The sequence below is a fragment of the Amycolatopsis eburnea genome (assembly GCF_003937945.1).
Classification (GTDB): Bacteria; Actinomycetota; Actinomycetes; order Mycobacteriales; family Pseudonocardiaceae; genus Amycolatopsis; species Amycolatopsis eburnea.
This window is the reverse complement of sequence record NZ_RSEC01000002.1, coordinates 23700-36386: the sequence shown is the minus strand read 5'-3', so window position 1 is coordinate 36386 and position 12687 is coordinate 23700. Positions and strand designations below refer to the sequence as shown.

The following is a 12687-nucleotide window of genomic DNA, read 5'->3' as shown; positions in this document are numbered from 1 at the left end:
ATCCCCGTGAGCGCGCTGAGCCGGATTGCCGAGTCCCTCAACGACGAGTCCGTTCCGCCCGCGGACCCGCTCGTCGAGCTGCTGTTGGAGACCGCCGGCCTCGACGGGCTGCTGCAGCTCTACCGCGACACCCACACCCCTGCCGGGTAGGTTTCCGGCGGCCGCGGTTGAAAGCCGCTCCAGAGACGACTCAGGGACGGCTGGGACAGGTTCACGCGAACCCGTCCCAGCCGTCCCTGCTCGTGTTCAGACCTGGCGCCCGGACCTCATCCCCGCGGCCGGGTGAAGAAGTCCAGATCGACCGCGGGGCCGGCCTGCTTGGCGACGTACTCGTCCAACGCGAACCGGTGCTCGACGAGGAACTGCACGATCAGCTCGCCGACCTGGCGCTGGTCCAGCTTGTAGCGAGCGCCGAGCACGCTGGTCATCGTCCGGCCGGTGTCGTAGTGCGCCTCGGAGATCCGCAGGCCCCAGACCTTGGCGTTGGCCAGCTGCTGCTTCTCGGTCATCTCCAGATCGCCGTCACCGCCGGCGGCTGGCGTGGTCGACAGCGGGGGCGGGGCCGGCTTGTCGTCAGCGCCGGGTAGCGAGCCGCGTCGGCGGGTGCGCTGCTCGCCGCCGGGGACCGAGCCGCCGCCATCGGGGTATTCGTCGTCCTTGGCCATGATCAGATCTCCTGGTTGATGGTGGTGGTGGCCAGCTGATGGATTCGGCGGGCGATCGGCTCGTAGTGCGCGGTCAGCGCGGCCTTCTCGGCGCCGTCGTCGAGGAACGCCACCGGCTTGAGCTGGTCGTCGAGACGGGAGAGGGTCGCGCGCAGCGGGACGGTGCCCCAGTGCCTGTTCTCGCCGAACTCGTTGATGATCCGCTTCGACCAGTGCTGGTGGTTCGTCGTCTGCTCGCGAACCGCGTTGATGACGAACCCGACGATGTCGAGATCGGGCACGAGCAGCTTGTCCCGGACGTAGTAGAGCTGCGCCTCGGTTCGCTTGAGGCCGCGGTAGGAGCGGAAAGACGGCTGCGTCACGAGCATGACGTCGTCCGCGTCGGCCCACGCCATCTGCGGAAGGACACCCAGCGAGGGCGGGCAGTCGTACAAGGTGACGTCGACGTCGTCGTCGGTTCCCTCAAGCGCGGCACGCAGACGCAGGTAGTGGTCGAGATTCGGGGCGACCGCGTTCGCTTCTTCGAGATCGAAGCGTGAGGGGATGAACGTCAACTTGTCACGCCAAGGAACGTCCCAGCGGCACGCCTGGATCGCCTTCGCCGCTGTGCCGGTAACCAAGCGCTGCCGCTGATACGCATCGGTGATGGCGTCATAGATGCTCGGAGCGTCTTCTTCGTCTTTGACTTCGAAGCCGAGCGCGGCAGACGAGTCGGCCTGCGGGTCGAGATCGACGATGCGAACACGGAGCATGAAGAGCGTGACGAGGAAGACGGCCAGGTTGATGACCTCGTTCGTCTTCCCGACACCACCCTTGTTGTTGCACACAGCGAGTCGATAGCTCACACGAGCACTCCTCCCAAGCTTGCGAGCGTTAAGGCGTTACGCGCTTAACGATGAGCGTTAAGAACTTAACTCCGTTGCGTCCGGGAGTCACGGGCGGGGTTCAGAAAACTGCTCGGATGGGGGGTGCGGACGTCCGTGACACCTGAACGTGGCGTCTCGCCGTCGCTACTGTCCGCAACGCTGGAGCGGCAGCGTATGGCGTGGTTCGACACTGCGACGAGAGCGTGTTTCGCGAGGATGGTTCGGCGAAGCAGAGAGCGAAGCACTGCCGATGCGCTGACGCACGTGCTTCATCGTCTGCTTCGCGCGTAAATGGGGTCTGACCTGCGGCGAAGCAGAGAACAGCCCCGAAGCAGATCAGCTTCGGGGCTGTTCAAAGGCCGGTTTTCAGCCCTCATCGGAGGGGTCGTTGGCCTGCTTCGCGGCCTCGTTGCGAGCCTTGATCGCAGCGAGCACGTCGGCCTCGACGACCGCGCGCTGACCGGGCGTGCCATCTACGGAGCGTGTCTTAATCTCCACCTTCTCCTTCTCCAGAGCGGCGGCGAACTTCTGCGCCGACAGGGCACCGTAGTGGTCCGGCCACTGCTCCTTCAGCTGCTGCAGCAGCCAGCTGGAGCGCACCTTCTCGCCGTCCCGCATGGTCGAGGCGACGTCGTTGAGCAGGTCGCGGGTCTCGATCTGATCCGGCGCGTCGAACACCTCGACCTCGCGGCCGGCGCGCTTGCGGATCTCCTTCGCCCGCTCGGCGATGCCGTAGGCGTTCTCGGTCGAGATGTAGTGGGTGCGGGTGATGACGTGGCTCGCGCCCTGCGGAATCACGTCGTCCGCGCCGGTCAGGACCACCGTCCCGGCGTCGGTGCCCTGACGCAGCGACTGCGGGCGGGCGCCCATGTCGGCGACGTCGCCGAGCGCCATCCGCGCGGTGGACTCGTTCGGCACGAACAGGCTGGCCCGGACGTGCGCACCCTCCCTGACCAGCACCGGAAGCGTCCGGTCGGTTGGGCGCTGGGTGGCCTGCAGCAGGTGGACGTCCACCGCCCGGCCCTGGTCGTGGATCTTCTTCGCCGCGCGCCAGGCCCGGGCGTCGTCCTTGCTGCCGCCGATGCCGTCGCCGGCGCCGTAGAGCACCTGGACCTCGTCGACGATGACGTACAGCGGGTGGAAGCCGGAGCCCTTCTTGCGGCTGACCTCCCGGGGAATGTCGCCCTTGCCGCCGGAGTGCAGCCAGCGCTCCATCCGCCGGTCCATCTCGGCGACCGCGTCTTCGAGCATCACGCAGGTGGCCTCGACGTTCGCGTCGTTCGAGCCCTGGATCAGCGTGGTGGCGATGCCCTCGAACATGGCCCAGTCGCCGACACCCTTGAGGTCCGCGATCCGCAGCTCGGTAGTGGGGTCCAGCCCCAGCCACAGCGCCAGGGCCCGGAACGAGGCCGTCTTGCCCTGCTTGGAGACGCCGCTGACCAGCCAGTGTCGGCGAAGCATGCCGACCTCGATCGTGTCCCCACGAGGGGTCAGGCCCCACGGCATAGCGTCGCGGTGCACGTCGACCGCCCCGAACTCCGGGCCGGCCAGCGGCGACGGCGGGACCGGCCTGTCCAGCGCGCCCTTGTCGGCGATCCAGATGTCCAGCACCCGGGCGTCGGCGCCCTTCTCCGGGCTGGTCGAGGGCCACACCTCGTGCTTAAACCGGCCCAGGTTGCCGGCCAGCAGCTCGACCTTCTCGTCGGTCTTGATCAGCTTCTTTGCGTTCGTCCCAACCGGCAGCCTGACCTGCACAAACGTGCCATCGCCTTGGGTGCGCGGGTCGGTGACGAACTCGAACCGTTCTCCGGCCTTGACCATCTTGTTGATGGCCGTGTCGCCCATGTTGGCCAGTGCCTGGGTGATCAGGCCGGGGGTGATCTCAGCGTCGAGGTTCATCCGCTGCTCAGGGCTGAGCATCCAGCCCGGGGTCCGGTCGACGGCCCGCCGGCCCTCGCGCCAGGCCGCCATCAGCAAGGCCGGAACGGCGCCCCACAGGCCGATGATCAGGGCCCAGTTGAGGATCTCGCCCATCACCGACAGCACCGCGCCGACGGTCTCGAAGAATCCGACGAAGTCCTGCCCGCCCGGCACGAACTGCATGGTCACGCCGCTGACCAGCAGAATCCCGGCCAGCACGGTGATCGCGATCAGGCCCGCCTTGATCAGCGACCACACCGTCTTCGGCAGCTCCTGTAGGCGGGTCCGGCGCGCGTCCTTGAGCGTGTTGAGCCGGTCCGTCCACTCGGCGAGCAGGGTTTTGTCGCCGCTGACCTCCGCGATCCGGATCTGCCGGCGCACCACGCCGTGGGTCATCGCGTCCCCGGCTCGCTGGGCCCAGGAGGCGCCACCGCGGGCGGCGTAGAAGCCGGCGCGCGCGGTGTGACGCCCGGCGCCGACGGCGACGCGCTTCGGGCGTTCGGCCTCCTGCACTCGGCGCTTGATGACGACGGCCGTGGCCGCGGACGCCTCGCGCAGGCGCAGCACCCGCGCCTGCGCGAGACGTCGGTCGATCTCGGCGTTCTCCTCCTCGGGAACCAGTTCCGCGTCGATCGCCTCGTCGGCGACCGCAAGCGCTGTTTCCGCTGTTCCCGGGGTGTTCCCGGGGCCGGAACCGGTGGTGTCGGTGGCGGGCACGGCACGGCCCGCCGAGGGCAGGTAGACGACGTTCTGTTCGTCCATGACGGTCTCCTGGTGGCTGGACATGCTGTGCGGGCTCCGTGTGGTGTCGAGGCGGGAAAGCGAAGGGGTCAGGGGCGGGGAAGAGCGGCCAGCAGCCGACGCCGAGCGCCGATCTCGTGGACGGTCTCCTCGAGGAGGCGGGCGGTGTCCTCGGCGTCGACCGGGAACTCCAGGTGGGCGAACCGGCCCCCGTCGAGGCCGGCCTTCGAGTCGACGACCTCGACGGAGGTGCCGGGCGTCAAGGAGAGGGCGCGGATCGCGGCGGTCTTGCCCTGGCTGGGGACCCCGCCGAGAACCCAGGCGGCGCTGAGGTCGGTGTAAGCGTCTGACATGGGTTTTCTCCTTCGAGGCGGCTGGTCGAGCGGGGTGGTACCGGGTGGCGGCCGTGGGTCGGAGGCGCGGCCGCCACCCGGCTGCTCAGGCGACGGCCGCGGTCGTGGGGCCGTCGTCGTCGTGGTCGATCAGGACCTTGCGGACCGCGCCGGCGACCTGGGTCCGGCAGCCCAGCAACTCACGGACCTGGCGACGGGTCGGGCGCTTCGGCAGCCGGCCGTCGTTGATGGCCTCGCGGGCGGTGGCCAGCAGCTCCGGGAACCGCGGATCCCGGGCGCCGGAACCGGCCAGCTCGACGACGTCGTCGGAGACCGTTTCCGCTGTTCCCAGGCTGTTCCGGATCTCGGTCGCGACGGTGCTGTCCAGCAGTTCGGTGATCTCGTCGTCGAGGGTGTCGGCGAGGTCGGGAACCGGAATCGGGGCGGCGGGAACCACAGCGTCGACCAGCTGTGCCCTGCGGACGAATCGGCGCTGCAGCGTCACCGTCCCCGGGCGGTAGACCAGCCGAGCCTGTCCGTGCTCGTCGAGCTCGGCGACCGCGACGCGAGTGGCCGCCCGCCGGACCGCGAACTCGCGCTTGGCGGCCTGGCGGCGGATCCGGGCGTCGGCGCGCTCCTCCCGGGTACCGCGGGGACCCGCGGTGATCAGCTGGTGCGCGATCACCCCGGCGACCGACACCAGCGCCATCACCACGCCGAAGTCCAGGCGCCCGGCCTCGTGCGCAGTGCCGGCGGCGCCGTGCACGAAGTTCAGAACGGCGGCCACCGCGGCGAACAGCCAGGTTCCGGTCTGCAGGTGCCAGGTCGGCGCTCCCGGGTGCCGGTGGCGGGTGATGGTGTTCGCCGCGGCGAACACCCAGGCGGCGGCCTCGCTGAACGCCGGCAGGCCCCAGCCGATCGGGCCGAACACCTCGCTGCCGTAGGCGGCCATGGCGGTCCACGACAGCATCGCGGGAACGCCGATCACCGGGACGAACAGCAGGTGGATGAAGTGGGTGGCGCTCCAGGTCTGCAGCGTCTTCCAGCGCTTGGCCCAGGTCTCCCGTCGCTCGTCGCGGTCCTTGCGGTCCTGCTCGCGGGCCGCGGCCTGGTCCAGCCGACGCTGCTCACCCACGGCGCGCCGCTCAGCGATCCGAGCCTGCGTCGTGGCCAGCTGAGCCTCGGCGGCCAGCTGCACCTCCAGCCGCCGGTCGGCCCGCTTCTCCTCGCGGTAGGTGCTCATCGCGTGCCTTTCTGCAGCTCAGCGGTGAAGTCGGTCGGGTGGATGAGCGGGGCCATGCCTTCGAAGCGGGCGCGGCCGCGGAACCACGGGTCCCGTGCCCACCGGGTGAGCGCGTCCGGGCTGTCCCAGCTGCCCACGGTCACGCACTCGTTGGTGGCGGCGACCACGAACACCGCGGTCCAGGTTGTCGCCGCCCGGCTGATCGGTCCGAGCTCGCTCATGCCGACTGCGCCCCCTTCTCCGGGGCGGGCTTGGTCGGCTCGGCGGCCGGGCTGGCGGCCTCGTCCTGGAGGGCGTCGAGGTCGATCGCGACGTCGTCCTCGGCGGCCTTGCGGGCCCGGGCGGCCTCGACGGCGCGACGCTCGCGCTCGCCCTTGTTGTTGAGGTGCAGCTCGACGTCGCCGTAGACGGCGTAGCCGATCGGGACCAGGGCCAGCCACAGCAGCCAGCCGGTGAAGATGCTGGCCAGCACGACGACGCCGATCACCCCGAGCAGCTCGAGGATGTGCCAGCCGACATAGGACACGACCTTGTCCAGGCCGGTCAGGTTGGCCTCGTTCACGGCCTTGCGGGCGGTGGTGGGCAGCGAGTTCTTGCTCATCGGTGTGTCCTTTCAGGCGGCGGTGCGGGAGGCGAAGAAGTCGTTGTGCGGCCGCGTCGGCGGGGCCGCGGCGACGGAGCCGGCCAGGTGCTTGTCGATGCGGACCATCCCGAGCTCCAGCAGCTTCGCGAGCAGGTAGACCGGGATCCGCAGCACGTGGAGCAGCACGAACATCGCCACGGCGGCGAAGAACTTGAGCAGGGCGGCGGTGCCGAACTTGTCGAGGACGTCGAAGGCGGACATGTCAGATCACCTCGTGGTCAGTGGCGGCGCGGGCCGCGGGGATGGCGAGGGCTGCGGCCTTGAGGGCGAGCTCCTCGGCGTGCTGGTGGGCGGCGCGGGCCAGGGCCCGCATTCGGCTGCCGTCGCGGCCGACCTGCTCGTTCTCGTTCGCGAGCTCGATGAGGGTCCGGGCCTTCGCCCGGTACCAGGCGGTGCTCAGCTCGATCGAAGCGTCGAGTGCCGGCCGGGTCGCGGCGAGCAGCTGCAGCTCCAGGAGGCCGGTCATGCCGCGATCACCGCCCCGCGAAACGAGGCCGACGTCGGGACCCCGGCCCGACGCTGCAGCGGGATGACCGCGGCGGCCGCGGCGCGTTCGTCGACGAGCGCCTGGTCCAGCTCGGCGTGCTCGGCGGCCGACAGCGTCGGCTCCCCGACCAGCACCTCGTGCATCGCCTCGTCGTAGAGACCGAGGGCGGAGCGGCAGGCCTCGCAGCGTCGGCCGAACGCGACCGGCAGGTCCTTCCAGCCCTGCTCACCGCAGTCCCGGCACACCCGCCGCGCCGCGGTGGCCTTCGCGATCGACGCCCGCTTCGCCGGCGTCATCGGCCGCATCGGCACGCACTCGCTGATCTGCCAGAGCGACGAGAAGTTCGTCTTCCCGCTCGCTGGGTGCTTCGTGATCAGCACCGCGACCGGGTCTTTGCCGCCCGGGCGCAGCCCGCGGGCCCGCAGCTGCCGGTACGTCGCCAGCACGTCGCGCGGGGCGGTGTTGCGCTTGAGCAGCGGCAGGCCCTCGTGGGTGCCGTAGATGAACTCCTGGTCCTGCGACCACGGCACCGAGGCCAGGCGCAGCGACCCCAGCCGGCGGCCCATCACGCCACCACCGGCCGGGTCAGCTGGCGCCGCTCCTCGGCGGTCAGGCCGCCGAACACACCGTCGTCCAGGCCCGCGTCCAGCGCGTCGGCCAGGCACTCGGACCGGACCGGGCACTGCGCGCACACGGCCTTGGCCTGCGCGATCACTCGCTGGTTGCGGGCGCTGGACGTCGAGCCGACCGGGAAGAACACGTCGGCCTGGCGGCCCGCGATCTCCGGCGCGATGTTGATCAGATTGGCCGTCGAGCACGCCGACGCCTCACGCCAATCGCTGCTGGTGGTGTTCACGCGACACCCCCGATCGCGTTGCGCAGCACCCGGGCCGTGGTCCGCCGCTCCCGACGGACCTCCAGCTCGTTGCGCGCCGGCCACGTCCCCGGCAGCACCGCGTCCGTCAGGTCCGCGTAGACGTCGATCTGGGTGTCGAACCCCGCCAGCACCTCGTCGAGAGCGTCGATCACCGGCCGCCGGTACGAACCGAGCACCGGCCCGGGACCGGCCTCGCCGCGAAGCTGACCGCGGGTCCGCTCCAGCTGCGCCGCCTGCAGCTCCATCCGGGCGTGGGCGAGCAGCTGCTCGTCGCTCAGCTCGGCGTCGCCGTACGGCTCAAGATCCACTTCGACATGGGAGGTCACCTGCACCACCGGTTCAGCTGAACGCACCAGCAGACCGGCCAATCCCACCGCTTCACCTGCGATAACGTCATACATCGGGTCGGGCTCCTAACGTCGTCTGACCTGTTCAGGCCCTCGTCGGTCGCCTCCGGCGGGGGCCCACTTTGTGTCCAGCTTGTGTCCAAGTTTTGTCTTGGTTATGTTGGTTATGATCAACAGGTTCAACGACGTTGTCAAGGGAGGTCGGCTAAGTTGGCCATAACCAACAAGCTCAGGAGCCAGAAGATGCACACGTACGAACGCATCGCGCAGGTGCTCGCCGCCGAAATCGACGACGGCACCTGGCAACCAGGCGAGCTACTCCCGCGCATCCCCGAGCTGGAGAAGCGGTTCAACGCCAGCCGCATCACGGTGCGCCAAGGCATCGAGCAGCTGGCCAACCGCGGCTACGTCTACACCGGCTACACCCAGGGACGCCGCGGCACGATCGTTCGGCAGCGCGGCCGCACCGACATCTACGCGAACATGGCCATCCGCGCCGATCGCCGAGCGTCCGGCGAGGACGCCTTCACCGAGATCGCGCACCGAGCCGGACGCAACCCGAAGAAGGTCTTCGAACGACGCGTCGAGATCCCACCGGCCGACATCGCAGCCCGTCTGGGAGGCGACCCGACTCAGCCGGTGATCGTGCGCGAGATCCGGCAGATGCTCAACGACGAGCCGTGGTCGATCGAAACCAGCTACTACCCCCGCGACCTCGCCGAAGAAGTCGGCCTAGACGTCGAGCACGACCTTCCGCAAGGCACGATCCGGGCACTCAAGACCGCCGGCCACGAGGAGATCGCACACCTCGACGAGGTATTCGACGACACCGCAGACGCCGACGAAGCCCAGGTCCTCGCCATTCCGGTTGGCAGTCCCCTCATCGTGCAGATCCGCACCGCCGCCACAAAAAAGCGAATCACTCGCGTGACTAAATACCTGCGCCTAGGTCAAAGAAATCGGCTGCTTTGGGAACAAGGAGACCGCTCGGCGCTCGACATTATCGAGTCCACCAGGAAGGACACCAAAGAGCTGTGAGCAGACCGTTCCGCATGGCCCGAGCGAAGGCCGACGAACTCTCGATCGTCATGGACCTGCTCGACCAGCGCACAGCATGGCTGCACGAACGCGGCTCCGATCAGTGGAGCACCCGGGAGTTCAAGCCGCTGATGCAGGACGCGATCGCGCAGGGGTTCACCTGGCTGTTGCGGGACGCGGCGGACATGGCCGTGGCCACGCTTACGACAAACACGGTGGCGGATTCGGACTTCTGGAGCTCGCGCGAAATAGCGCAGCCAGCCTATTACCTTTCCAAACTCGCAACAGCGATTCAGTGGAAAGGTCACGGTCTCGGCAAATTGCTGATCAGCTGGTCCGCGGAATACGCTCGGGAGCACGGTGTGAACCTGATCCGCTGGGACGTCTGGCGCACCAACCGCGGTCTGCAGGACTACTACCGGTCCCTCGGCGCCCAGCACCTGCGTACCGTCGAAGTTCCCGGACGTCGATCTGGCGCGCTGTTCGAGCAGTGGACCAGCGACGAGGGCATCAAGGAGATCAGCACCGAGAACCAGCTCGCTCCCGTCGTCCGACTTCCCAGTGAACGTCTCGAGCTGCCCCAGATCCGCGAAACCGTCGAAGACGCGCGCGGAAACCCGACCGACGTCGATCCGGGAACCCGGCGAGTAGCAAGTTGGCCGGTTGCCGGTCTGGATACCATGCCGAACTCGACGTCGGCCGCCGCCCCATCACTCCGGCCGTCGATCCCCCGTCCCCTCTGCATCACCCCGAGCAAGCCCGTCGTGCTGTTCGATCCGGGAACCGGCTGGCGCCTTCACTACGGCTACGGCAGCCCGCTCGTCGAAGCTTGGCCAGAGCAGCTGAGGCCGGCCACACTCCGCCCCGGACACGCGTACCTGGTCCGGCTCAGTGGCGATCACGAACACGTCGAGGTCGTCGCTGACAAGGGCCTTGGTGACCAGCAGTGATCTGCTCGGGACAGCGGCGTGTCTCCCACCTTTCGGCCGTCCAAAACGATAGAACGGCCAGCATGGAGGAACGTCGGAAGACCGGCAGGCCCTCAAAGGGGCCGCGCGTGCGTAAACAGCTGCGCTTGGCGGTTCCGCTGGCCGAGGCTGCGGAGCAGTACGCCCAGGCTCACGGCATGGACTTCAACGACTTCTGTGCCCGCCTCGTGTCCGAGCACCTGCAAGAGCAGGGCATCGAGGTCAGCTACGACTTCCCGATCCAGGAGCAGCTGATGACCGCATAAATAAAGACGAGGCGCCGCGGTTGCCAGCCGCTCGCCTCGTCGTTCGCTTCGGGCGACCTGCCAGTCGCCGTCATCCGTACTGATCGGTTTCGGGTTACCAGCCCGATCGCCGCTCAGGCGGCCCGGTTACCAGCCGGGCCATTCACCCTTCCGCAAGGGATTTCGTGTGCCCAGAATAAGCCCTGGGTCCGGTGCGCACCAGAGGCGCGCCGACCTACCCTGCTTTACCTGCGGAAACGTCGCTGCTGAGCTGCGGCGTGACCTGCCGCTGCGCTTCACCAGCCCGGAGATGGCGACGCTGTGCGGCCGCTGCTGGCTGCAGTTCGGTGGGAAGGTCGCGGCCGCCGAGGCCGGCGCCCCTCCGGCCGCCGCGGTGCCCGTCCGGCCCGCTGACGGGCCCACCGAGTGGGCCAAGCTGCTGCTCGCCGTGCCGTGGCTGCAGCAGCTGCGCCGGGACGCTCAGCGCCGTCTCCGGATCCTCGTGGAGACGCTGCGGAACTGGGCCGACTGGTCCACCGCCGAGGCCTGGCCGACCTGGGCCCGCCTGCAGGCCGCCACCGGCTGGGGGCGCTCCACGCTCGCCGCCTGGCTGCGCCAGCTGTGGATCCTGGGCTGGATCGACCGCATCGAGCCCGGCAGCACCCCGCAGTTCCGGCCCATGGCCAGCCCGATCGAAGGCAACCGCGCGGCCGTCTACGGCCTCCTGGTCCCCGCCGCTGCGGAGCAGCTGGAGCCCCAGGAACGGCACCGTCGCTACCTGACGACGCTGTCCGAGCTGCGGGAGAAGATTGCGCTGCTCAGGGCAGCTGGGGAGAAAAACTGGACCCCTTCTTGGTCTTTTGATCTTCTAGAGTTAAAGATCGAAGTTGGTTACCTACGTACGCGCGCGAGCGAACTTTTCCACAGGTCAGCGCCGCTTTCCGGACTGGAAGAGCCCAAGATTGAGCCGCTTCGCGGCCGCATCGACGAGAAGCAGGCTGGCGGGTTCGCGATGAAGGTCCCGACCAGCCGGGGTGAGATGCTCGCTGCTGCCGCTGAGCTGCGTCGTGAGCACCCCGTCCTGGGTCGGATGAGTCCGAAGGCCATCCGTGCGGTTTGCCGCCGCTGGTGGCGTGCTGGCTGGACGAATCGGTGCATCGTCTGGGCTATGCGCTACCGCCCGACCGGCTGGTCAGGTACCGAATCAGGCCACGCTGAGTACGCCGTTATACACCCGACGGGCTGGGTTCGCAGCCGGTTGTCCGCCTGGCTCGACGACCACGGCAGGCCTCTGCCCGGCCGTCGCGCCGTTCGCGCTCGGCGCGAGGACGAGGCCTTCTCCCGGCGCCTTGGCCAGGAGGTTCATGGTCGCGCGATCGAGAAGATCCACGTCTTCACGCCCGAGGCGATCACCGCGTACGGCCGCAAGTGCGCCGCCGAGCTGGCAACCGAGCAGCGAGCCGACGCGGCGCGGGTCGCGGCGGTCGCGGAGGTCCGCGAGATGCTCGCCGAAGCCCGTGTGACCCGCGAGCTCCGAACATCGCTACAGCAGCAGCTGATCGCCAAGGCACATCGCAGCGCACCCGTCGTGGCGACCGTCCGGCCCGACGCTGGCGCCGACGACGAATTCGCCGGCCTTGACCCTGTCGAGCGGCGCCTGCGAGTCCTGGAACGTGCTCGTCAACGGGCAGCTGAGGAAGGTCGCATCGGCGGGTCTGCTCATCGACGGCGGTAAGCGCGCAGGTCAAACACGTATAACGCCCTATACGTACCCGGTTCACCCGATTGGACCTTGGTCCAGAACAGAATCTTGTACCATCATGTTGGTTATAACGAACATAACCAACACGACTGAGGAGTTTTGGTGAATCACTGGTCGAACTACCTGCCGACGTGGCTGCCGATGGGCAAGCCGGCCGAGGTCACGGTCACCGTGGACGTCGAGAACGACCGGCCCGCAGTGGCGGTGCTGATGTCGCGGCTGCAGGGCCTGGTCGAGGCGCTGCGCCACCGGGACGTCGACGGGCGCGATCCGCTGCTTGACGAGGACGAGGACGACCTCTACACGTTGCTGCTGCACCTGCACCTGGTCCGGATGGTTATCGAGGGCCAGGAGGAACGCGTTCTCTCGCGGTGCGCGGAGAAGAAGATCGCGCTGGAACGGCTGGCCAGCGCGCTGGAGCTGTCCGGCAAGAGCGCGGTGTCCTACCGGCTGCGCCGGATCAAGGAGGCCGCGAAGTCGGGCCAGTCCGCCGCGGGCATGGACGAGGCCCAGCTCGACGAGTTCGCCCGGGTCGTCGGCGAGGAGTGCTGAC

At 68.7% G+C, this 12687-nt stretch carries 17 protein-coding genes; 5 read left to right on the top strand and 12 right to left on the bottom strand.

The window, feature by feature from the left end; all coding sequences use genetic code 11:
• Positions 1 to 266 precede the first annotated feature (266 nt).
• The 12 genes from EIY87_RS00250 to EIY87_RS00195 all read right to left on the bottom strand — a co-directional run bounded on the left by EIY87_RS00250 (position 267) and on the right by EIY87_RS00195 (position 8148).
• Positions 267 to 665 carry a hypothetical protein gene (locus EIY87_RS00250; protein ID WP_125305583.1) on the bottom strand — a complete coding sequence of 133 codons (399 nt, stop codon included), beginning with the start codon at positions 663 to 665 and terminating at the stop codon, positions 267 to 269.
• A 2-nt stretch (positions 666 to 667) separates the two neighbouring features.
• Positions 668 to 1510 carry a ParA family protein gene (locus EIY87_RS00245; RefSeq protein WP_125305582.1) on the bottom strand — a complete coding sequence of 281 codons (843 nt, stop codon included), beginning with the start codon at positions 1508 to 1510 and terminating at the stop codon, positions 668 to 670.
• Positions 1511 to 1897: 387 nt separating this feature from the next.
• Positions 1898 to 4213 carry a hypothetical protein gene (locus EIY87_RS00240; RefSeq protein WP_125305581.1) on the bottom strand — a complete coding sequence of 772 codons (2316 nt, stop codon included), beginning with the start codon at positions 4211 to 4213 and terminating at the stop codon, positions 1898 to 1900.
• Positions 4214 to 4281: 68 nt separating this feature from the next.
• On the bottom strand, positions 4282 to 4545 hold the full coding sequence (locus EIY87_RS00235; RefSeq protein ID WP_125305580.1) for a hypothetical protein: 264 nt from the start codon (positions 4543 to 4545) through the stop codon (positions 4282 to 4284).
• 85 nt (positions 4546 to 4630) lie between these two features.
• Complete coding sequence (locus EIY87_RS00230; protein WP_125305579.1) at positions 4631 to 5767, bottom strand: hypothetical protein; 1137 nt, start codon at positions 5765 to 5767, stop codon at positions 4631 to 4633.
• Positions 5764 to 5988: a hypothetical protein gene (locus EIY87_RS00225; RefSeq protein WP_125305578.1), complete on the bottom strand. Its 225-nt coding sequence runs from the start codon at positions 5986 to 5988 to the stop codon at positions 5764 to 5766. The genes EIY87_RS00230 and EIY87_RS00225 overlap by 4 nt, the downstream gene beginning before the upstream one ends.
• Positions 5985 to 6368, bottom strand: a complete 384-nt coding sequence (locus tag EIY87_RS00220) for a hypothetical protein (RefSeq protein ID WP_125305577.1) — start codon at positions 6366 to 6368, stop codon at positions 5985 to 5987. Before EIY87_RS00220 ends, EIY87_RS00225 begins: the two co-directional genes overlap by 4 nt.
• Before the next feature lie 12 nt (positions 6369 to 6380).
• On the bottom strand, positions 6381 to 6611 hold the full coding sequence (locus tag EIY87_RS00215; protein ID WP_125305576.1) for a hypothetical protein: 231 nt from the start codon (positions 6609 to 6611) through the stop codon (positions 6381 to 6383).
• A gap of 1 nt (position 6612) precedes the next feature.
• Complete coding sequence (locus EIY87_RS00210; RefSeq protein WP_125305575.1) at positions 6613 to 6876, bottom strand: hypothetical protein; 264 nt, start codon at positions 6874 to 6876, stop codon at positions 6613 to 6615.
• Positions 6873 to 7463, bottom strand: a complete 591-nt coding sequence (locus EIY87_RS00205) for an RRQRL motif-containing zinc-binding protein (protein WP_191983889.1) — start codon at positions 7461 to 7463, stop codon at positions 6873 to 6875. Before EIY87_RS00205 ends, EIY87_RS00210 begins: the two co-directional genes overlap by 4 nt.
• Positions 7463 to 7753: a WhiB family transcriptional regulator gene (locus tag EIY87_RS00200; protein ID WP_125305574.1), complete on the bottom strand. Its 291-nt coding sequence runs from the start codon at positions 7751 to 7753 to the stop codon at positions 7463 to 7465. The genes EIY87_RS00205 and EIY87_RS00200 overlap by 1 nt, the downstream gene beginning before the upstream one ends.
• Positions 7750 to 8148, bottom strand: a complete 399-nt coding sequence (locus EIY87_RS00195; RefSeq protein WP_125305573.1) for a hypothetical protein — start codon at positions 8146 to 8148, stop codon at positions 7750 to 7752. The genes EIY87_RS00200 and EIY87_RS00195 overlap by 4 nt, the downstream gene beginning before the upstream one ends.
• A 216-nt stretch (positions 8149 to 8364) precedes the next feature.
• Between EIY87_RS00195 and EIY87_RS00190 the strand changes: the two genes are divergently transcribed.
• From EIY87_RS00190 to EIY87_RS00175, 5 genes are all read left to right on the top strand, one after another.
• The gene (locus EIY87_RS00190) at positions 8365 to 9159 is read left to right on the top strand and encodes a GntR family transcriptional regulator (RefSeq protein ID WP_125305572.1); all 795 of its coding nucleotides are present in this window, start codon (positions 8365 to 8367) and stop codon (positions 9157 to 9159) included.
• Positions 9156 to 10109: a GNAT family N-acetyltransferase gene (locus EIY87_RS00185; RefSeq protein WP_125305571.1), complete on the top strand. Its 954-nt coding sequence runs from the start codon at positions 9156 to 9158 to the stop codon at positions 10107 to 10109. Before EIY87_RS00190 ends, EIY87_RS00185 begins: the two co-directional genes overlap by 4 nt.
• Before the next feature lie 107 nt (positions 10110 to 10216).
• Complete coding sequence (locus EIY87_RS47510) at positions 10217 to 10393, top strand: hypothetical protein (protein ID WP_158641264.1); 177 nt, start codon at positions 10217 to 10219, stop codon at positions 10391 to 10393.
• 289 nt (positions 10394 to 10682) lie between these two features.
• Positions 10683 to 12107 (top strand): hypothetical protein, encoded by a 1425-nt coding sequence (locus EIY87_RS00180; protein WP_125305570.1) that lies wholly within the window; start codon positions 10683 to 10685, stop codon positions 12105 to 12107.
• Positions 12108 to 12236: 129 nt separating this feature from the next.
• Positions 12237 to 12686: a hypothetical protein gene (locus EIY87_RS00175; protein ID WP_125305569.1), complete on the top strand. Its 450-nt coding sequence runs from the start codon at positions 12237 to 12239 to the stop codon at positions 12684 to 12686.
• Position 12687 lies beyond the last annotated feature (1 nt).

Excerpts from the sequence above, each read along its gene's own strand:
- EIY87_RS00250 (WP_125305583.1), bottom strand. The coding sequence starts at position 665 with ATGGCCAAGGACGACGAATACCCCGATGGCGGCGGCTCGGTCCCCGGC.
- EIY87_RS00240 (WP_125305581.1), bottom strand. The coding sequence starts at position 4,213 with ATGGACGAACAGAACGTCGTCTACCTGCCCTCGGCGGGCCGTGCCGTG.
- EIY87_RS00235 (WP_125305580.1), bottom strand. The coding sequence starts at position 4,545 with ATGTCAGACGCTTACACCGACCTCAGCGCCGCCTGGGTTCTCGGCGGG.
- EIY87_RS00230 (WP_125305579.1), bottom strand. The coding sequence starts at position 5,767 with ATGAGCACCTACCGCGAGGAGAAGCGGGCCGACCGGCGGCTGGAGGTG.
- EIY87_RS00225 (WP_125305578.1), bottom strand. The coding sequence starts at position 5,988 with ATGAGCGAGCTCGGACCGATCAGCCGGGCGGCGACAACCTGGACCGCG.
- EIY87_RS00220 (WP_125305577.1), bottom strand. The coding sequence starts at position 6,368 with ATGAGCAAGAACTCGCTGCCCACCACCGCCCGCAAGGCCGTGAACGAG.
- EIY87_RS00215 (WP_125305576.1), bottom strand. The coding sequence starts at position 6,611 with ATGTCCGCCTTCGACGTCCTCGACAAGTTCGGCACCGCCGCCCTGCTC.
- EIY87_RS00210 (WP_125305575.1), bottom strand. The coding sequence starts at position 6,876 with ATGACCGGCCTCCTGGAGCTGCAGCTGCTCGCCGCGACCCGGCCGGCA.
- EIY87_RS00205 (WP_191983889.1), bottom strand. The coding sequence starts at position 7,463 with ATGGGCCGCCGGCTGGGGTCGCTGCGCCTGGCCTCGGTGCCGTGGTCG.
- EIY87_RS00190 (WP_125305572.1), top strand. The coding sequence starts at position 8,365 with ATGCACACGTACGAACGCATCGCGCAGGTGCTCGCCGCCGAAATCGAC.
- EIY87_RS00180 (WP_125305570.1), top strand. The coding sequence starts at position 10,683 with ATGGCGACGCTGTGCGGCCGCTGCTGGCTGCAGTTCGGTGGGAAGGTC.